The organism is Neisseria perflava (genome assembly GCF_019334725.1).
Classification (GTDB): Bacteria; Pseudomonadota; Gammaproteobacteria; order Burkholderiales; family Neisseriaceae; genus Neisseria; species Neisseria subflava_A.
Window position 1 is genome coordinate 1,095,023 of record NZ_CP079818.1, and the last position, 15,129, is coordinate 1,110,151.

At 48.3% G+C, this 15,129-nt stretch carries 15 protein-coding genes; 4 read left to right on the top strand and 11 right to left on the bottom strand.

What is annotated here, in order from left to right; all coding sequences use genetic code 11:
* The first annotated feature begins 70 nt into the window (after positions 1–70).
* The 3 genes from grxD to LPB400_RS05205 all read left to right on the top strand — a co-directional run bounded on the left by grxD (position 71) and on the right by LPB400_RS05205 (position 1,570).
* Complete coding sequence (gene grxD, locus LPB400_RS05195) at positions 71–382, top strand: Grx4 family monothiol glutaredoxin (protein WP_003681608.1); 312 nt, start codon at positions 71–73, stop codon at positions 380–382.
* Positions 383–528: 146 nt separating this feature from the next.
* On the top strand, positions 529–1,155 hold the full coding sequence (upp, locus tag LPB400_RS05200) for a uracil phosphoribosyltransferase (RefSeq protein WP_004519527.1): 627 nt from the start codon (positions 529–531) through the stop codon (positions 1,153–1,155).
* A gap of 97 nt (positions 1,156–1,252) precedes the next feature.
* On the top strand, positions 1,253–1,570 hold the full coding sequence (locus LPB400_RS05205) for a DUF2322 family protein (protein WP_070461472.1): 318 nt from the start codon (positions 1,253–1,255) through the stop codon (positions 1,568–1,570).
* A 61-nt stretch (positions 1,571–1,631) separates the two neighbouring features.
* Here LPB400_RS05205 and trxA read toward each other — a convergent pair whose 3' ends face one another.
* The 9 genes from trxA to LPB400_RS05250 all read right to left on the bottom strand — a co-directional run bounded on the left by trxA (position 1,632) and on the right by LPB400_RS05250 (position 9,875).
* Positions 1,632–1,964: a thioredoxin TrxA gene (gene trxA, locus LPB400_RS05210; protein ID WP_003681479.1), complete on the bottom strand. Its 333-nt coding sequence runs from the start codon at positions 1,962–1,964 to the stop codon at positions 1,632–1,634.
* 126 nt (positions 1,965–2,090) lie between these two features.
* The gene (locus LPB400_RS05215) at positions 2,091–3,656 is read right to left on the bottom strand and encodes an ABC transporter ATP-binding protein (RefSeq protein WP_070461473.1); all 1,566 of its coding nucleotides are present in this window, start codon (positions 3,654–3,656) and stop codon (positions 2,091–2,093) included.
* Between the two features lie 81 nt (positions 3,657–3,737).
* Complete coding sequence (locus LPB400_RS05220; protein WP_199900399.1) at positions 3,738–5,291, bottom strand: fatty acid--CoA ligase; 1,554 nt, start codon at positions 5,289–5,291, stop codon at positions 3,738–3,740.
* A 320-nt stretch (positions 5,292–5,611) separates the two neighbouring features.
* Positions 5,612–6,397: a TatD family hydrolase gene (locus tag LPB400_RS05225; RefSeq protein ID WP_219089627.1), complete on the bottom strand. Its 786-nt coding sequence runs from the start codon at positions 6,395–6,397 to the stop codon at positions 5,612–5,614.
* A 4-nt stretch (positions 6,398–6,401) separates the two neighbouring features.
* Positions 6,402–6,755, bottom strand: coding sequence for a PilZ domain-containing protein (locus tag LPB400_RS05230; protein WP_003746058.1), 354 nt, complete (start codon positions 6,753–6,755; stop codon positions 6,402–6,404).
* Positions 6,756–6,765: 10 nt separating this feature from the next.
* Positions 6,766–7,746 carry a DNA polymerase III subunit delta' gene (locus LPB400_RS05235; protein ID WP_219089629.1) on the bottom strand — a complete coding sequence of 327 codons (981 nt, stop codon included), beginning with the start codon at positions 7,744–7,746 and terminating at the stop codon, positions 6,766–6,768.
* A 322-nt stretch (positions 7,747–8,068) separates the two neighbouring features.
* Positions 8,069–9,385 carry an MFS transporter gene (locus LPB400_RS05240; protein WP_219089631.1) on the bottom strand — a complete coding sequence of 439 codons (1,317 nt, stop codon included), beginning with the start codon at positions 9,383–9,385 and terminating at the stop codon, positions 8,069–8,071.
* A complete protein-coding gene (ccoS, locus tag LPB400_RS05245; RefSeq protein WP_070461478.1) occupies positions 9,385–9,570 on the bottom strand; it encodes a cbb3-type cytochrome oxidase assembly protein CcoS in 186 nt (61 codons plus the stop codon). The genes LPB400_RS05240 and ccoS overlap by 1 nt, the downstream gene beginning before the upstream one ends.
* Positions 9,570–9,875 carry an HLGFF motif protein gene (locus LPB400_RS05250; protein ID WP_070461479.1) on the bottom strand — a complete coding sequence of 102 codons (306 nt, stop codon included), beginning with the start codon at positions 9,873–9,875 and terminating at the stop codon, positions 9,570–9,572. Before LPB400_RS05250 ends, ccoS begins: the two co-directional genes overlap by 1 nt.
* A gap of 234 nt (positions 9,876–10,109) precedes the next feature.
* Here LPB400_RS05250 and LPB400_RS05255 point away from each other — a divergent pair, with 234 nt between their 5' ends.
* Positions 10,110–11,306, top strand: a complete 1,197-nt coding sequence (locus tag LPB400_RS05255; RefSeq protein ID WP_070461480.1) for an acetate kinase — start codon at positions 10,110–10,112, stop codon at positions 11,304–11,306.
* Between the two features lie 151 nt (positions 11,307–11,457).
* On the opposite strand, the gene LPB400_RS05260 is transcribed toward LPB400_RS05255, so the two are convergent.
* Together LPB400_RS05260 and LPB400_RS05265 are read right to left on the bottom strand one after the other, a co-directional pair.
* Positions 11,458–14,220 carry a TonB-dependent receptor domain-containing protein gene (locus LPB400_RS05260; protein ID WP_070461481.1) on the bottom strand — a complete coding sequence of 921 codons (2,763 nt, stop codon included), beginning with the start codon at positions 14,218–14,220 and terminating at the stop codon, positions 11,458–11,460.
* Between the two features lie 385 nt (positions 14,221–14,605).
* Positions 14,606–15,067: a c-type cytochrome gene (locus LPB400_RS05265; protein ID WP_107792494.1), complete on the bottom strand. Its 462-nt coding sequence runs from the start codon at positions 15,065–15,067 to the stop codon at positions 14,606–14,608.
* Between the last annotated feature and the right edge of the window lie 62 nt (positions 15,068–15,129).

The following is a 15,129-nucleotide window of genomic DNA, read 5'->3' on the forward strand; positions in this document are numbered from 1 at the left end:
ATCAATTTGCGTATAATGGCGGGAAATTTGATTTTCCCCGAACAACCGATTTAGTAAAAAGGAACACACCATGTCCTCTATCCACGATCAAATCAAAGAAGTCGTTACCACGCACCGCGTCGTATTGTTCATGAAAGGCACGAAGCAATTCCCTCAATGCGGCTTCTCTTCCCGCGCCGTACAAATCCTGAATGCGGCAGGTTGCACCGACTATGTGACTGTCAACGTATTGGAAAACGATGCCGTACGCCAAGGCATTAAAGAATACAGCGACTGGCCGACTATTCCTCAACTGTACGTCAACGGCGAATTTGTCGGCGGTTCTGACATTTTGATGGAAATGTACGAAGCCGGCGAACTGCAAGAATTGCTGAAAGCTTAATCATCTACAATATTCCGTAATGTAAAATTGTTGACAAAGGCCGTCTGAAACCCTGATTCAGACGGCCTTTCGCATGAATACGCACTTTGCGCGCCATGCGAAAAAAAGTATAATCCCCCTCCATCAACGCAATTCGGAAAATCAACATGAACGTTACCGTTATCAACCACCCTTTAGTCCGCCACAAACTCACGCTGATGCGTGAAGCGGATTGCAGCACTTACAAATTCCGCACGCTTACTACCGAGTTGGCACGTCTGATGGCATATGAGGCCAGCCGTGATTTTGAAATTGAAAAATACATTATTGACGGCTGGTGCGGCTCTATTGAAGGCGACCGCATCAAAGGCAAAACGCTGACCGTCGTCCCGATTTTGCGTGCCGGTTTGGGTATGCTCGACGGCGTACTCGACCTGATTCCAACTGCCAAAATCAGCGTTGTCGGCTTGCAGCGCGATGAAGAAACTTTGAAACCAGTTTCTTATTTTGAAAAATTTGTTGACAGCATGGACGAACGTCCAGCTCTGATTATCGACCCAATGTTGGCGACCGGCGGCTCTATGGTTGCCACCATCGACCTTTTGAAAGCCAAAGGTTGCCGTAACATCAAAGCATTGGTATTGGTTGCCGCTCCGGAAGGCGTGAAAGCCGTCAATGACGCGCATCCTGATGTAACCATCTACACTGCCGCGCTCGACAGCCACTTGAACGAACACGGCTACATCATCCCAGGCTTGGGCGATGCCGGCGATAAGATTTTCGGTACACGTTAATTGAAATGTTTAAGGCCGTCTGAAAAGTGTCAAACATCAACTTTCAGACGGCCTTGTTATATGGTTTGCTTTAAAACCCACATCAGAAAGGACAATCATGAGCTTCCAAGATAATCTGGCCACCATGCCTGCCATCGACCATTTGAGCGGCTTGGATATTCTCGATAAAGAGGACAATGTGGTTCATCACATTCCCAATGCGCCCGGCAAACAAGGCTCGCTCAAGCTTTACTATGCTTTGGCACAAGAGTTTGACAGCAAGCTGGACGCAGCGGCAGCAGAACGCGGCCTGGCATGGTTTGCCGAACATGTTGCCGATGCCGAAGCCAATCCGGGTAAACATCCAAATATTGATTTGCTGTTTAAAGTGAAAGCTGACAATATCAGCCTGACTTTGAAACCATTGGCTGCTTAATGAATACAAAAAAGGCCGTCTGAAAACAATTTTCAGACGGCCTTTTTATATGCTTAAAGCCTTAAGCGATAGAAGCTTCAACGAATGCAGTCAGTTGACCTTTAGCCAATGCGCCGACTTTAGTGGCAACGTTTTCGCCGTTTTTGAACACCATCAGGGTAGGGATGCCGCGAACGCCAAATTTGGCAGGAGTGGCTTCATTGTCGTCGATGTTGATTTTAACGACTTTCAGACGGCCTTGGAATTCGGAGGCGATGTCGTCCAAGATTGGGGCAATCATTTTGCAAGGGCCGCACCATGGTGCCCAGAAGTCCAGCAATACAGGTACGTCGGATTTCAAAACGTCTTGTTCGAAGCTGGCATCGCTGGCGTGGATAATCAATTCGCTGCTCATGTTTGTTTCCTTTTAAATCGGGATTAATGAATACGTTGTTCAGAATAGTGGCAGACAGGGAAAATTTCAAGTGCCGCCGTCCGGTAATAGTTTTTTTGAAATGCGTCTATCGTAATCCTTAAAGATTCAGACGGCCTCTTGAACCATGTGGCCGGAGTGGGCAATCAAATGGCGCGTGTAGTCGCTGCTTGGATTGGCAAACACGTTTTCGCATTCGCCTTCCTCAACGACTTTGCCGTCTTTCAACACCATCACGCGGTGGGAAATGGCGCGGATGACGGCGAGGTCGTGGCTGATGATGATGAAGGCGAGGCCGTATTCTTTTTGCAGGCTGCTGAGCAATTCAAGGATTTGTTGTTGCCATTGGACATCAAGCGCGCTGGTTGGTTCATCCAATACGAGGATTTTTGGGCGGACAATGATGGCGCGGGCGATGGCGAGGCGTTGGCGCTGGCCGCCGGAGAATGCGTGCGGATAGCGTTCGAGTGCGTCTTCGGGCAGGCCGACTTGTTTGAGGACTTCCTCGACGCGGCGGCGCATTTCTTCGTGCGGCATTTCAGGTTCGTGTACGCGTAAGGCCTCGGAAACGGTATCGAAGACGTTCATGCGCGGATTGAATGCGCCGAACGGGTCTTGGAACACCATTTGGATTTCGCGTCTCAATTCGCGTTTCCATGGCTCGCCGTTGACAATCAGGCTGCCTTCGGAATCGATAAGGTGCATAACGGCTTTCGCCAGCGTGGTTTTGCCGCAACCGCTTTCGCCAATGATGCCCAATGTCTCCCCCGATTTGAGATCGAAAGAAATGGGGTTGAGGATGGTTTTGTCGCGTTTTTTAAACCAGCCGTCTGATTCTTTGATGGAAAAGGCGATTTGTTCGGCCTTAAGGACGGTGGCCGGGTTTGCAGGTAAAGGAGCCACTTTGCGCATTGTGCCGGCGTTGAGCAGCATTTTGGTGTATTCGTGCTGCGGATTGGCGAAGACTTCGGCTGCTTTGCCGGTTTCAAGAATACGGCCGTTACGCATAACGGCGACATCATCGGCAAAACGGCGTACAAGGTTCAAGTCGTGCGTAATGTAGAGCATGGTCATGCCGTGGTCTTCTTGCAGGCGTGAGAGCAGGTCGAGGATTTGGGCTTGGACGGCAACGTCCAAAGCGGTGGTCGGTTCGTCGGCAATCAGGAGCTTGGGCTGGGCTGATACGGCCATGGCAATCATGGCGCGTTGGCGTTGGCCGCCGGAAAGTTGGAAAGGGTATGCCTGGGCTTTTTGCTCGGGCTGGTGGATGCCGGTTTCGTCCAAGAGTTCGATAGCGCGCGTCCATGCCTGTTTTTTATCCAAACCCAAATGCAGGGACAGGACTTCGGCGATTTGTTCGCCGACGCGCATGACGGGGTTGAGGGCGGTCATGGGTTCTTGAAACACCATGCCGATTTCGCGGCCGCGCAGTTTTTGCAGGGCGCGTTCGGGCTGGGTCAGCAGATTGGTTCCGCAATATTTCAGACTGCCTTCAAAGGTAACCATTGGATTAAGGCGCATAATGCCTTGCGACAATACGGTTTTGCCGCTGCCGCTCTCGCCGACCAATGCCAGTTTGCGGCCAGGTTGCAGGGTAAGGTTGATATCGTACAAAACTTGTTTGCTCGGAAAGGAGCCGTTTAGGTTTTCGATTTCGAGTATAGGTGTAGTCATGGTCGTGGCCGTCTGAAAAGTTTGTTGATGACAGGTTTTCAGACGGCCTGCATGAATCAAGGGGCCGTCTGAAACAGAGGTTTAGTCTTGAAACTGTTCTTTGAGTTTGCGTTTTAACACTTTGCCGGTGGCATTGCGCGGCAGCTCGTCTTGGAAGATGACTTGTTTTGGGATTTTAAAGTTTGCCAACAGGCCGCGCAGGTGGCTGCGGACTTCGGCTTCTTCCAGCTTCATGCCTTCTTTGAGTTGGATAAAGGCAATGATTTCTTCATCGGCGTATTGGTCCCTCACGCCGATTACAGCAGTGGCTTCCACAGCTTCGAGTTTGTAAATGGCTTCTTCGATTTCACGCGGATAGACGTTTTGGCCTTTGGAGATAATCAGGTCTTTTTTGCGGTCAACGATGAAGATGAAGCCGTCTTCGTCTATGGTGACGAAGTCTCCGGTTTTCAGCCAACCGTTGACAATGGTTTCATCTGTAGCGTCAGGCATATTGAGGTAGCCTTGCATCACCGAGTCGCCTTTGACGATGAGTTCGCCCACTTCGCCGCGCGGCACTTCGATCAATTCGTCATCGACGGCTTTCACGGTCAGGCCGGGCAGGGCAACGCCGACGCTGGCGGTTTTTTGGCGGTCGGGTGTATTGACGGCCACAACGGGCGAACATTCGCTCAAGCCGTAGCCTTCTAACAATTTGGCGCGCGGGAATTTGGCTTTAAAGTCGTCAATGGTTTGTCCGGCCAGAGGTGCTCCGCCACTGATAAACAGACGGACGCGGTTGAACCATCTGAAATACCAAGGGATTTTAGTTTTACTCATGGCGGTGTAAATGGCCGGTACGCCGAGGAAAATGGTAGCGCGTTTGAGTAAAACCTGTTTTAACACGTTGGAGAACGGGAAGACGGATTTGACCAAAATAATCGAGCAGGCTTGATATATCGGCAGCAAAACCATGGCGGTCAGCGTAAAGCTGTGGAACATGGGCAAGAAGACAACGAAGCGGTCTTTTTGCGAAATTTGGAAAATTTGTTCGATGCCTGAAAGGTTGGAAAACAGGTTGCTATAACTGATTAATGCGCCTTTGGGGTGGCCGGTTGTGCCGGAGGTGTAGATAATGTGCGCCAAATCGTTGGCAGACGGCTGACGGCTCAGATTCGGCTTGCCGGGGAATGTTCGCGCGGCATCGAAATAGCTGTCATCACTACTGGCAGCTTTGGTTTCGCCAATCCAGATGATTTTATTGACTTTGGTTTTGGCTTTGATGTTTTTGAGTTCTTTGGCCAACGACGCTGAGGCGAACATAAAGCGTGCGCCGCAGTCATTGAGGATGTAGGAAAATTCTTCGCTTTTCAAAAAGACATTGAGTGGGACGGCTACCGCTCCGATGGAAGTAATGGCGAAATAGGCAGTAATAAATTCGGGAGAGTTGGAAACGACCAGGGCGACCTTGTCGCCATATTGTACGCCTTCGTGTTGCAGATAGGCGGCGACGGTTTCTACTTCGCGCTTGAGGGAGGAATAGCTGATTTTTTCTTTGTCGTTGAAAATGACCGTGCCTTTACTGTTTTTTTGGCAGGCTGCAGTCAGCATAGCGTAAAAATTAGAGTGGGTGTGCATTTCGGAGTTTGTGTCCATATTGTGTCGATTGATGTACGGTTTCGATGAGCCGTTTATTTCGAAGGATAGGTTTTACATCCTATCGGTAAAATAAGCAAGAGGCCGTCTGAAAATACTTTCAGACGGCCTCTTGCTTTGTCGGGCTTAGGAAAGCAATATTTTGAATTTAAACTTATTTATTGTGTTGATGGGAAAATTCCCATTCTTCAAAAGGCTGGCCGTTCGGAAGATAGCGCAAGCCGATTGTGTTTCTGTCTCGGGTCATTTCGAGTTTACCGTTGAGTTTGAGGCAGGATCTAGATGACAGGTAGGCAGAGCCGATGGTAGAGGCTTTAGACCTAGCCGTTGTTCAGACGGCCATCGGGTACTTTCTTAAACAGGCGATAGAAATTGTCGCTGGTGTTTTGTGCCAATGTTTCCAAGCTCTCGCCGCGCAGATTGGCTAAGAACTCGGCTGTATAGCGGACGTAGGACGGCTCGTTTTGTTTGCCGCGTTTGGGAACCGGCGCGAGGAAAGGCGCATCGGTTTCTACCAAGATTCTATCGGCAGGGACGTATTTGGCGGCTTCCTGTATCAGCGGTGCGTTTTTAAACGTCACAATGCCGGAGAAGGAGATATATAACCCTAAATCCAAAGCGGCTTTGGCAAAGGCGATGTCTTCAGAGAAGCAGTGAATCACGCCGGAGTTGGTGTGGCACTCTTTCAAAATCCGCAACGTGTCTTCGGCCGCATCGCGCGTATGGACGATAACGGGCAGGCCGCTTTCGTTGGCGGCTTGGATATGGTCGGCAAAGCGTTGATGTTGCCATGACAAATCGCCTTTGCACCAGTAATAGTCCAAACCGGTTTCGCCGATGCCGACGATTTTGGGATGTTTGGCCGCTTCTACCATTTCGGCAATGGTAAATTCTTCTGCTTCTTGGCTGTCGGGATGTACGCCGATGGTGCAGTAGATGTGGTCGTGTGCCTGGGCAATGTCGAAGACTTCGGCAAAACTTTGTTTGCTGACGCTGATGGCAAGCGCCTGTTTGACGCTTTGCGCTTCCATATTGGCAAAGACTTCGGGCAGGCGGTCTTTTAGGCCGTCAAAGTTGAGATGGCAATGTGAATCGATTAAATGCATGGTATTACAGGGTAAAAGTAGTACGGTCGCTGCGCAGGCGCGGACCGAGCTCGGCTTCGATCAGGTTTTTTGCCTGCTGGCAGCTTTCGTGTTCGGAAAAGGCAAGGCCTACGCCTTTGGGGCGGTGGGCCGAGGTGCGCGCCGGATTGATCCAAACGACTTTGGTTGGCAGGAAGCGTTTGGGATAGTCGGCGATTTCGACGGCCAAGAGGATGTCTTCGCCTAGGGAGAATACGTCATCGGTCGGCACGAACAGGCCGCCGTGTTCTAAAAACGGCATATAGCAGTTGTACAACAAATTGGGGTCTTTGAGTTGCAAAGCCAACATCTTCGCCGGAATGTCTTTTTTATTCATCATTGATTACCTGTTAGGGTTTGTTTTGCCAAAAATCCAAATATTCGATAAGCAGATACTCAAGCTGCATTTTAACACTCAAGGTATGATATCCGTAAGGGTTGAGCGCGTTCAGACGGCCCAATAGGGCAAACAGCTTGCGTGAATCGGTTTTAGAGGCTGTCTGAAGCAGGGCTTGGGCATGGTGCGGATAATAAAGCGGCACCATATTTTGTTGTGCTAAGCCGACATCCATCAGCCACTTTTGCAGCCAGTCGATGAAAACGGCCAGCGGTTGCTTTTGTTTGTCGAACGTGGCGGCGTAGTCGAGTATGGCCAACAGGCGCGGGGCGGCCAGCAACATCAGCAACTCTTCGCGTAATGCATCCAATTCGGGAGTCGGCGTGAATAAAGGCGCGCCGCTGTGGAATGCCAACAAGGCTTCGGCATTTTCCACGCCCTGTTGGCGCAGGTATGCCGCAGCCTGCTCATGGGTCGGCGAGGGCAACACCATCTGGCGGCAACGGCTTTTGATGGTGGGCAGGAGTTTATCGCGTGCATGGGTAACGAGCAGGAAAACGACGTGTTGCGGCGGCTCTTCCAGAGCTTTCAACAAACCGTTTGCCGCCTGTGTATTCATGCTTTCGGCCGGATGTACCAATACCACGCGCAGGCCGCCGCGGACAGCGGTCAGGTAAATGTTTTCCACAATATCGCGCACGGCATCGATTTTGATTTGCAGGAGTTTGCGTCCCGTTGCCTCGCCTTCGGGCATTTCCGGCGTGAGTTCGTAAAAGTCGGGATGGGTGTTTTGGCTGAACAAATGGCACGAAGCGCACTCGCCGCATGGTTCATGACTGGACTTGGGCGATTCGCACAGCAATGCTTGCGCGACAAAGCGGGCAAACTCGGTTTTGCCGGTATTTTCTTTGCCGGTAAACAGCCAAGCGTTGGGACGGTTTTGCCAATGGGCGGCGAGCTGTTGCCATTGGGTTTCATGCCATGGGTAAATCATATCGTTTGGGAACTATAAGGTAGGTGGTTATTATACTCTCAGGCCGTCTGAAAAAGGTTTCAGACGGCCTTTAATAAACTGCCCAAAAATTAACCAAATATTGTTTTGCTTTGAAATATCAATGATTAAGCTGACTTATTCACAGCCTTTGCACACGCTTGTTTGGGGGAAATGTGCATTTTGTTTGGGAGTAAAGTTGTGCTTAAAATTTAGGCAGATGTGTTTTTTAATTTTAAATCAGACAGTAATCTGATTTATGCACAAGCTGTCCACGCGATTGAACAGTGAAAATGTGCATGGTGGGGATATATTTCAGACGGCCTTATTTGCTGCTTTTCAACAAAGCGGTCAAATCCCCGATAAATTTCGGTTCCCGTTTGATGAGGTAAACAATTAACGGAAGATTACCCACGGCAACAATCAAATACAGCAGCGTGATGCTGTCAAACAACATCAGCAAAACCGCGCTCAAAATAGCGGCCGACACCATAAATACGCCGTTGATGATGTTGTTGGCAGCGACGGCGTGGGCGCGGAAGGTTTCACTGCTGGCGGTTTGCAGCCAAGTGTAGAGCGGTACGGAGAAGAAGCCGCCGAAAAAGCCGATGGCCGACATCACGAGCATAATCGGATACGCTTTAGCTTGCGATAAAAACCAAATAATGCCGTTTAATTCGGTAAAGCGTTGGCCTTGGGTCAGCCACACCAGCAATAATCCACAGACCGTTAGCCCCAGAGTGCCGATGGTAACCAAGCCCAAAATCAGGCGCTCGTGGCTGAGTTTGGCGCATAATACCGAGCCGATGGCGATACCGATGGAGAACAGCGCCAACATCAGGTTGAACACATTATCGTTGCCGCCCAAATGGATTTGCGTGAACGTCGGCAGTTGGGTGGTATAAACCGAGCCGACAAACCAAAACCATGAAATACCGATGATGGAAGTGAATACGGGTCGGTCGGCCGCCGCTTCACGAATCAGTGAATTCGTGCCTTTGATGATGTTCCATTCGATTTTTGTGTCCGGCATTTTAGCGGGTACAGACGGCATAAACAGGCTGGTCATCGTGCCGCCGATAGCGACCAATAACACCAAACCGCCAACAATATACGGCGGAACGCCTGCGACTGCGGTGCCCAAAATCTGGCCGAGCAAAATGGCGATAAACGTACCTGATTCAATCAGACTGTTGCCCATAATCAGCTCTTTGTCGTTGAGGTAATCGGGCAAAATGGCGTATTTCAGCGGGCCGAACAAAGTCGATTGCGTACCCATGCAAAACAGGCAGATTAAAAGCAAAGGCGCGGATTGAATATAGAAGCCATATGCCGCTACTGCCATGATGATGATTTCCAACAGCTTGATCCAACGCGCCAAAACGGCTTTGTCGAATTTGTTGCTCAGCTGCCCTGACAGCGCGGAAAACAGGAAATAGGGCAGGATAAACAGCATCGCGCCCAAGTTCAGCATTTGGCTGGACGGCAGAAAGTCGTTTTTGCCCAAACCGTAAAAACTGATCATCACGAATAATGCGGTTTTAAACACATTATCGTTAAACGCGCCTAAAAACTGCGTCCCAAAGAGCGGCGCAAAACGGCGGGTCGTGTGGAAATTCAGATTGTCTTTTTTAAGGCTCATTATTTGGATTCTTTGTCTTCGTCTTTTTCGATCAGTTTTTCAGTGGAGTCGTCGTCCATCAAAATGCGGTGCGCAGGTCCTTCAAGGTCGTCAAACTGTCCGTTTTTACCCGACCACCAGAAAAACCAACCGATGATAAAGGCCAAAATAATGCTGATGGGGACAAGGATAAACATACTTTCCATTACATCGCTCCGGTCAAATCGCTCAGGATAAAGGTTTTGCCGCTGACTGTCAGGTATTCGTTGCGCAACGCACCGATATTTTTATCGTCAAAAAACAATTCGATACGGTCTTTAACCACGCGCCAGTATTGAGGGATATCGGTTTGCTCGAAAGGCGACAATACCGCTGCTTCGGTTGCATCTTCGCTTTGCAGTTTGACTACAAAGCGTCCGCTTTGCGGCGGATTTTGCGATTCATCGTCTGCTAACATAATAAAAAATCCGGCATGTTCGCCGTCTTGAGTGTGGATACTGAAATAATGCATATCGGGAAATCTTCAAAACCGCCGTCATTTTTTCAGACGGCCTAAAATAAAATTCCGTCCATTTTACATCAAATATTAAGTCAAGCAGCCGATTACATTTTTTGTTAGAATACGGCGTTTACTTTGTTAATCTGTTCAGACCGCTACCCACTACGTCCCACAAGGGGTGCAACATAGCCGGAGCAGCAGTAAGGTCCCGACAAAAATGCCGTCTGAAACCTCAAGGAGCATAAAATGACACAAAAATTAATCTTGGTTTTGAACTGCGGCAGCTCTTCCCTCAAAGGTGCCGTATTGGATAACGACAGCGGCGAAGTATTACTGAGCTGCCTGGCAGAAAAACTCAATCTGCCTGATGCCTACATCACCTTCAAATTCAACGGCGAAAAACATAAAGTTGAATTGGCCGCCAAGCCAGACCATACCGGCGCGGTAGAAGCACTGATGGACGAGCTCAAAGCCCACGGCCTCGACACCCGTATCGGTGCGATCGGCCACCGCGTGGTAAGCGGCGGCGAATTGTACAGCGAATCCATTTTGGTTACCGACGAAGTTATCGACGGTATCGAAAAATGTATTCCACTTGCTCCTCTGCACAACCCGGCACACCTTTTGGGCCTGCGCGCTGCACAAACCATTTTCAAAGGCCTGCCGAACGTTGTCGTATTCGACACTGCATTCCATCAAACCATGCCTGAACATGCTTACAAATACGCTGTTCCACATGAATTGTACGAAAAATACGGCTTGCGCCGTTACGGTGCACACGGTACCAGCTACCGCTTCGTTTCTGACGAAACTGCACGCTTCCTCGGCAAAGACAAAAAAGATTTGCGCATGGTTATTGCCCACTTGGGTAACGGCGCATCTATTGCGGCAGTTGCCAACGGCGAATGTAAAGATACCAGCATGGGCCTGACTCCGCTGGAAGGTTTGGTAATGGGTACACGCAGCGGCGATATCGACCCTTCAGTTTTCAGTTTCTTGGCTGAAAACGCCAACATGACCATTTCCCAAATTACCGAAATGCTGAACAAAAAATCCGGCCTGCTCGGTATCTCCGGTTTGTCCAACGACTGCCGTACCATTGAAGAAGAAGCTGCCAAAGGTCATCCGGGCGCCAAACTGGCTCTGGAAATGTTCATCTACCGCTTGGCTAAATACATCGGCAGCATGACAGTAGCGGCAGGCGGTTTGGACGCATTGGTCTTCACCGGCGGTATCGGTGAAAACTCCGACATCATCCGCGAACGCGTATTGGGCTACTTGGGCTTCCTCGGTCTGTACATCGACCAAGAAGCTAACCTGAAAGCCCGCTTCGGTAATGCTGGTGTGATTACCACTGCCGACAGCAAAGCTGTTGCCGTTGTGATTCCTACTAACGAAGAATTGATGATTGCACACGATACAGCCCGTCTGAGCGGCCTGTAATCTCCGTCATTATTGAAAACCTGCCCGCAAGGGTAGGTTTTTTGTTGTGTATAGATGAAAAAAATTTTGAGAATATATTGAAAAAAGCCGGCAAACATTGCGTTTACCGGCTTTTTAATCAGTGTAATATTAAGAACGCTGATAGATAGGTTTAGAACTTATAACTGATGGTAAACAGCAAAGTCCTGCCTCGTGCGTAGTTGTTTAAGACGGAGCGTGTCGTACCGCCATATTTGCCATTGCATAAACCGTTGGCATCGCATTCGACCTCTTCATCATCCCAACCGCCTTTTCTTTCAAATACGCTGAAATAGCGCTGGGTTGCGGCATCGTTTGCGGCATCCAAAGGATCGACATAGCGTTTATTGAACGCATTTTGAATGTCGAAACGAAGGATAAGGTTTTTCTTCGGTTCATAATTGGCATAGAAATCAAAAATCATCGGCTGTCTGTTGATGCTTTCTGTTTTTTTGATCACCCTTCTGCCCATTTGATGTGAAGAGTAGGTATTAGCACCGGTTGTACCGTCAACAAATTCCTCCTCAGTCGTTGCCCGTGTACTTTTGCCGTAATAGCGCATAATGCCGCCGATGGTCAATTTGTTGCCCAACCATCGGGACCCTAATTCAAACCGACCGTAATCTCGGGGCAAGCGGGAAATTTTGCTTAAGCCGTAGCCTTGTTTGATTTGGTCTTCTTTAGAAGAGTTGCGGGGCGATTCGCTGGCATCGCTATAATTGGTCGGCTGGTTGGTTTTTTGATAGGCGTAAGACAGGGTGGTAAAAAAGCGGCCGAAATCATAGTTCATTTCCACTTCCAAACCGTTTTTATGGACAGGTTTGGCATAGTTTCGATGCTGGATGGAGTATTGCAGGCCGGTACTGGTTACCCAGCTGGGTGCTTTATCCAAATCCCACCATTTGCCATAAACATTGTGGATATAGTTGTTTATTCTGCTGCGGTAGGCGACCAGTTTGAAACCCAATACATCGTCCGGCTTGAAAATCCCTTTTTTGAAGGTATTGAAGCCTATTTGGTAAGTATTGGCCTGTTCCGGCTTAAGGGCTGTATTAACGCCCGAGTCGCCGATTTGTGAAAAATACATTTCTTGAATATTCGGCATTCTATGCGTACGCGAATAGCTGATAAACGGCATAAAGTAGTCGTTGACATTGATGTTTAATGCCACCGAATGGTTTACCGCATGCTTTTTACCGGATTTGGTATAAACTGGTTCGTAAAGGTCGCAGCTTGGCGTGCAATGCTGTTTATAAATTTCAGAATCTTCTCCAAATGCTTTTTTAAAGTCTTCTTGGGTATTGAAGTAGTCGGTATATTCGCCCTTGTAGCGGTAGTTGACCATATTGGCGCTGTAATTCAATTGATAAATGCCTTTTTTCAAGGAAGTATCAAAATAGAACGTATTGAATTTTTGCTGGCCTGAAGGTTGCAATATGGTTGATTTTTGAGGAAATATTCCTTTGTCTCCTTTGAAGCGGCCTAAAAAGCTGTACAGGCCGGCATCTTGATCCGGGCCGTCGTAAAACAGGCTCAGCTCTTCCGGAAAGCGGTTTTTACTGTATTGGTTTTTAAAGAAATTGAAACCGACAGTAGTTTTTAAATCTGTTTTTTGGGGAAGTTTGAAAGAAAAGCTGTTGTTGATATCCAAAAGATTGGCCGTATTTTTGGTTTCCAAATAATCAAGCAGTCCCCATCCTGAAAAACGTGAGTTTTTCGGATATTTTTGTTTTCCCAAATTATGGGCGGCCAACACGTTTAAATCGACATAATCGCCAATGTTTAAGTTGTAATTGGCTTGGTAGTTGCGGTTTTCTACTTTGCGGCTGCCGATACGGTTGTTCATGGTACGAAGCTGAAGGTCGAGCTTGTTGTTGTCGTTTTCGTATTCCACTTTGACCAAATGGCTGTTTGAGCGTTGTTGCAGGCTGGTCGGGTCGATTGGAGTCAGATCCCATTGCGGTGCCAAATTCTCTTTCCAGCCTCTTTCCAAGTCATCGACATAATCTCTTTGTAAAACTTCAGGATCGTTATATTTTTTGGAGAAAGGGTAGTCCCAATAGCTTTTACCGACCGCATTGCGCTTGGAAAAGTCGCGAACCCAACGATTTTGCCCTTGGTCGAATTTTAATAAGTTGCGTTCAAAATATTCTTGTTTTTTACGGTCCAAATATTCTTCGCCAAAATTGCCGATACGCTGACCGCCGCCGCCTACTTTATAGTTTTGCTCGACATTACGGTGGCTGTAGCCATATAAAGCGCCAAGGCGCGCACCGCTGTCAAACCATTTTTGTACTGCTCCGGTTGCCATAAAGTTGCTTTTGGTGCTGTTTGTGCCGGTCAATCCTTTGGTTAAGAGGCCGAAGGTATTGTTTCCGTGTACCACATCGTCTACTCGTAAAGTACGGAAATTGGCTGTACCGGATAAGGTATTGATGCCGTTGGCACCCGAGAAACTGCCTTTGGTTACATCCACGCCGGCAATAAAATTGGGATCCAGTGCCGTACCGAATTGGGAGGAGCTGCCACTGCGTCCGGCATCGGCAGAAGTGGAATAGAAGGTTTGGGTGACGCCGTCAACCATCGTATTGACACGTCCCAAACCGCTATCGCCACGGATATTGACCGCCAATACCCCCGATCCCTTGTCTTGTTGGGTGAAAACGCCGGGCATGCTCCGCACGATGGTATCGATGTTTTCGCTGGATTGATAAACGCGTTCACGCGAACTTTTGGCTTGGCCTTCGGTAAAAACTTTTTTCTCTTTGGCAATGTGTTTGCTTTTGACTTGAATTTCATCAAGCTCTTGAGTTGAAACCTCTTCTTCTGCGTGTGCGATATTTGTTATAGCCAGTAAAGATAATGTTAGTAGATTTAATTTGAAATTCGGATTCATGATAGTTACCTCAGAAACGAAGCCGCTACTTTATAACATATTATTAAACTTTACAAATATTTTAATAATGGTTTTTATTTATTAAAAAATAAAGTAAAATTTTGTTTTAGAAGATAATCCACCCGCATATGATTAATCTGGCTGAAAAGATAAAGCAGGTCTGAATTTGAATTTGGGTGGTTGAGAAGAAGGGAGATTTAATTGAATTTAAACAGCTGGAAGAAGAAAATTTGATTGCGCTATGTGAATTGAGCCGTCGGTTTCAAATGAAACCGGTAAAAAACATGAAATGCAAAATATAAAGTCGATATAGAAAGGTTTGAAGGTAGTTGAAGAAAAGGCCGTCTGAAAATGATATTTCAGACGGCCTTTATTGTTTTAAGCCTTATTCCGGACCGCGGAATGTGTCGTGGCAGGATTTACAGGTTGCACCGGTTTCGCCGTAAGCGGCTTTGATTTCTTCCAATTTGCCGGTTTGGGCGGCGGCGTTGAGTTTTTCAACCGCAGCAACGAATTTTTCTTCTTCGGCTTTGAAGGTTGCCGTGTCTGTCCAGATGGCAGGCAGGGCGCGGCCGTTGCCTTGAGGGTCGGATTCAAACAGGGTAAACGGTTTTTTGCTGTTTTCGGCGAAGGTTACGGCGGCTTGTTTGAATTTTTCTACGTCGTAAGGCTCTTCGTCTTTGACCATTTTGCCCATGCGGGTAAACTCGGGCATCATGGATTTGAACGCGGCCGTACGGTCTTCGGAAATAGGGCCTTTAGGCTGGGAAGGCGCGCCGCTGCCGCCGCAGGCGGAAAGGGTAAGCGCCACTGCTGCCAAAGCAACAGGGAGAAAACGGGTTTTCATATGGAGTGTGTCCTATTGTAATGATATGATTATCGTTAAATTTAAAATCAGCCGGCCAAACA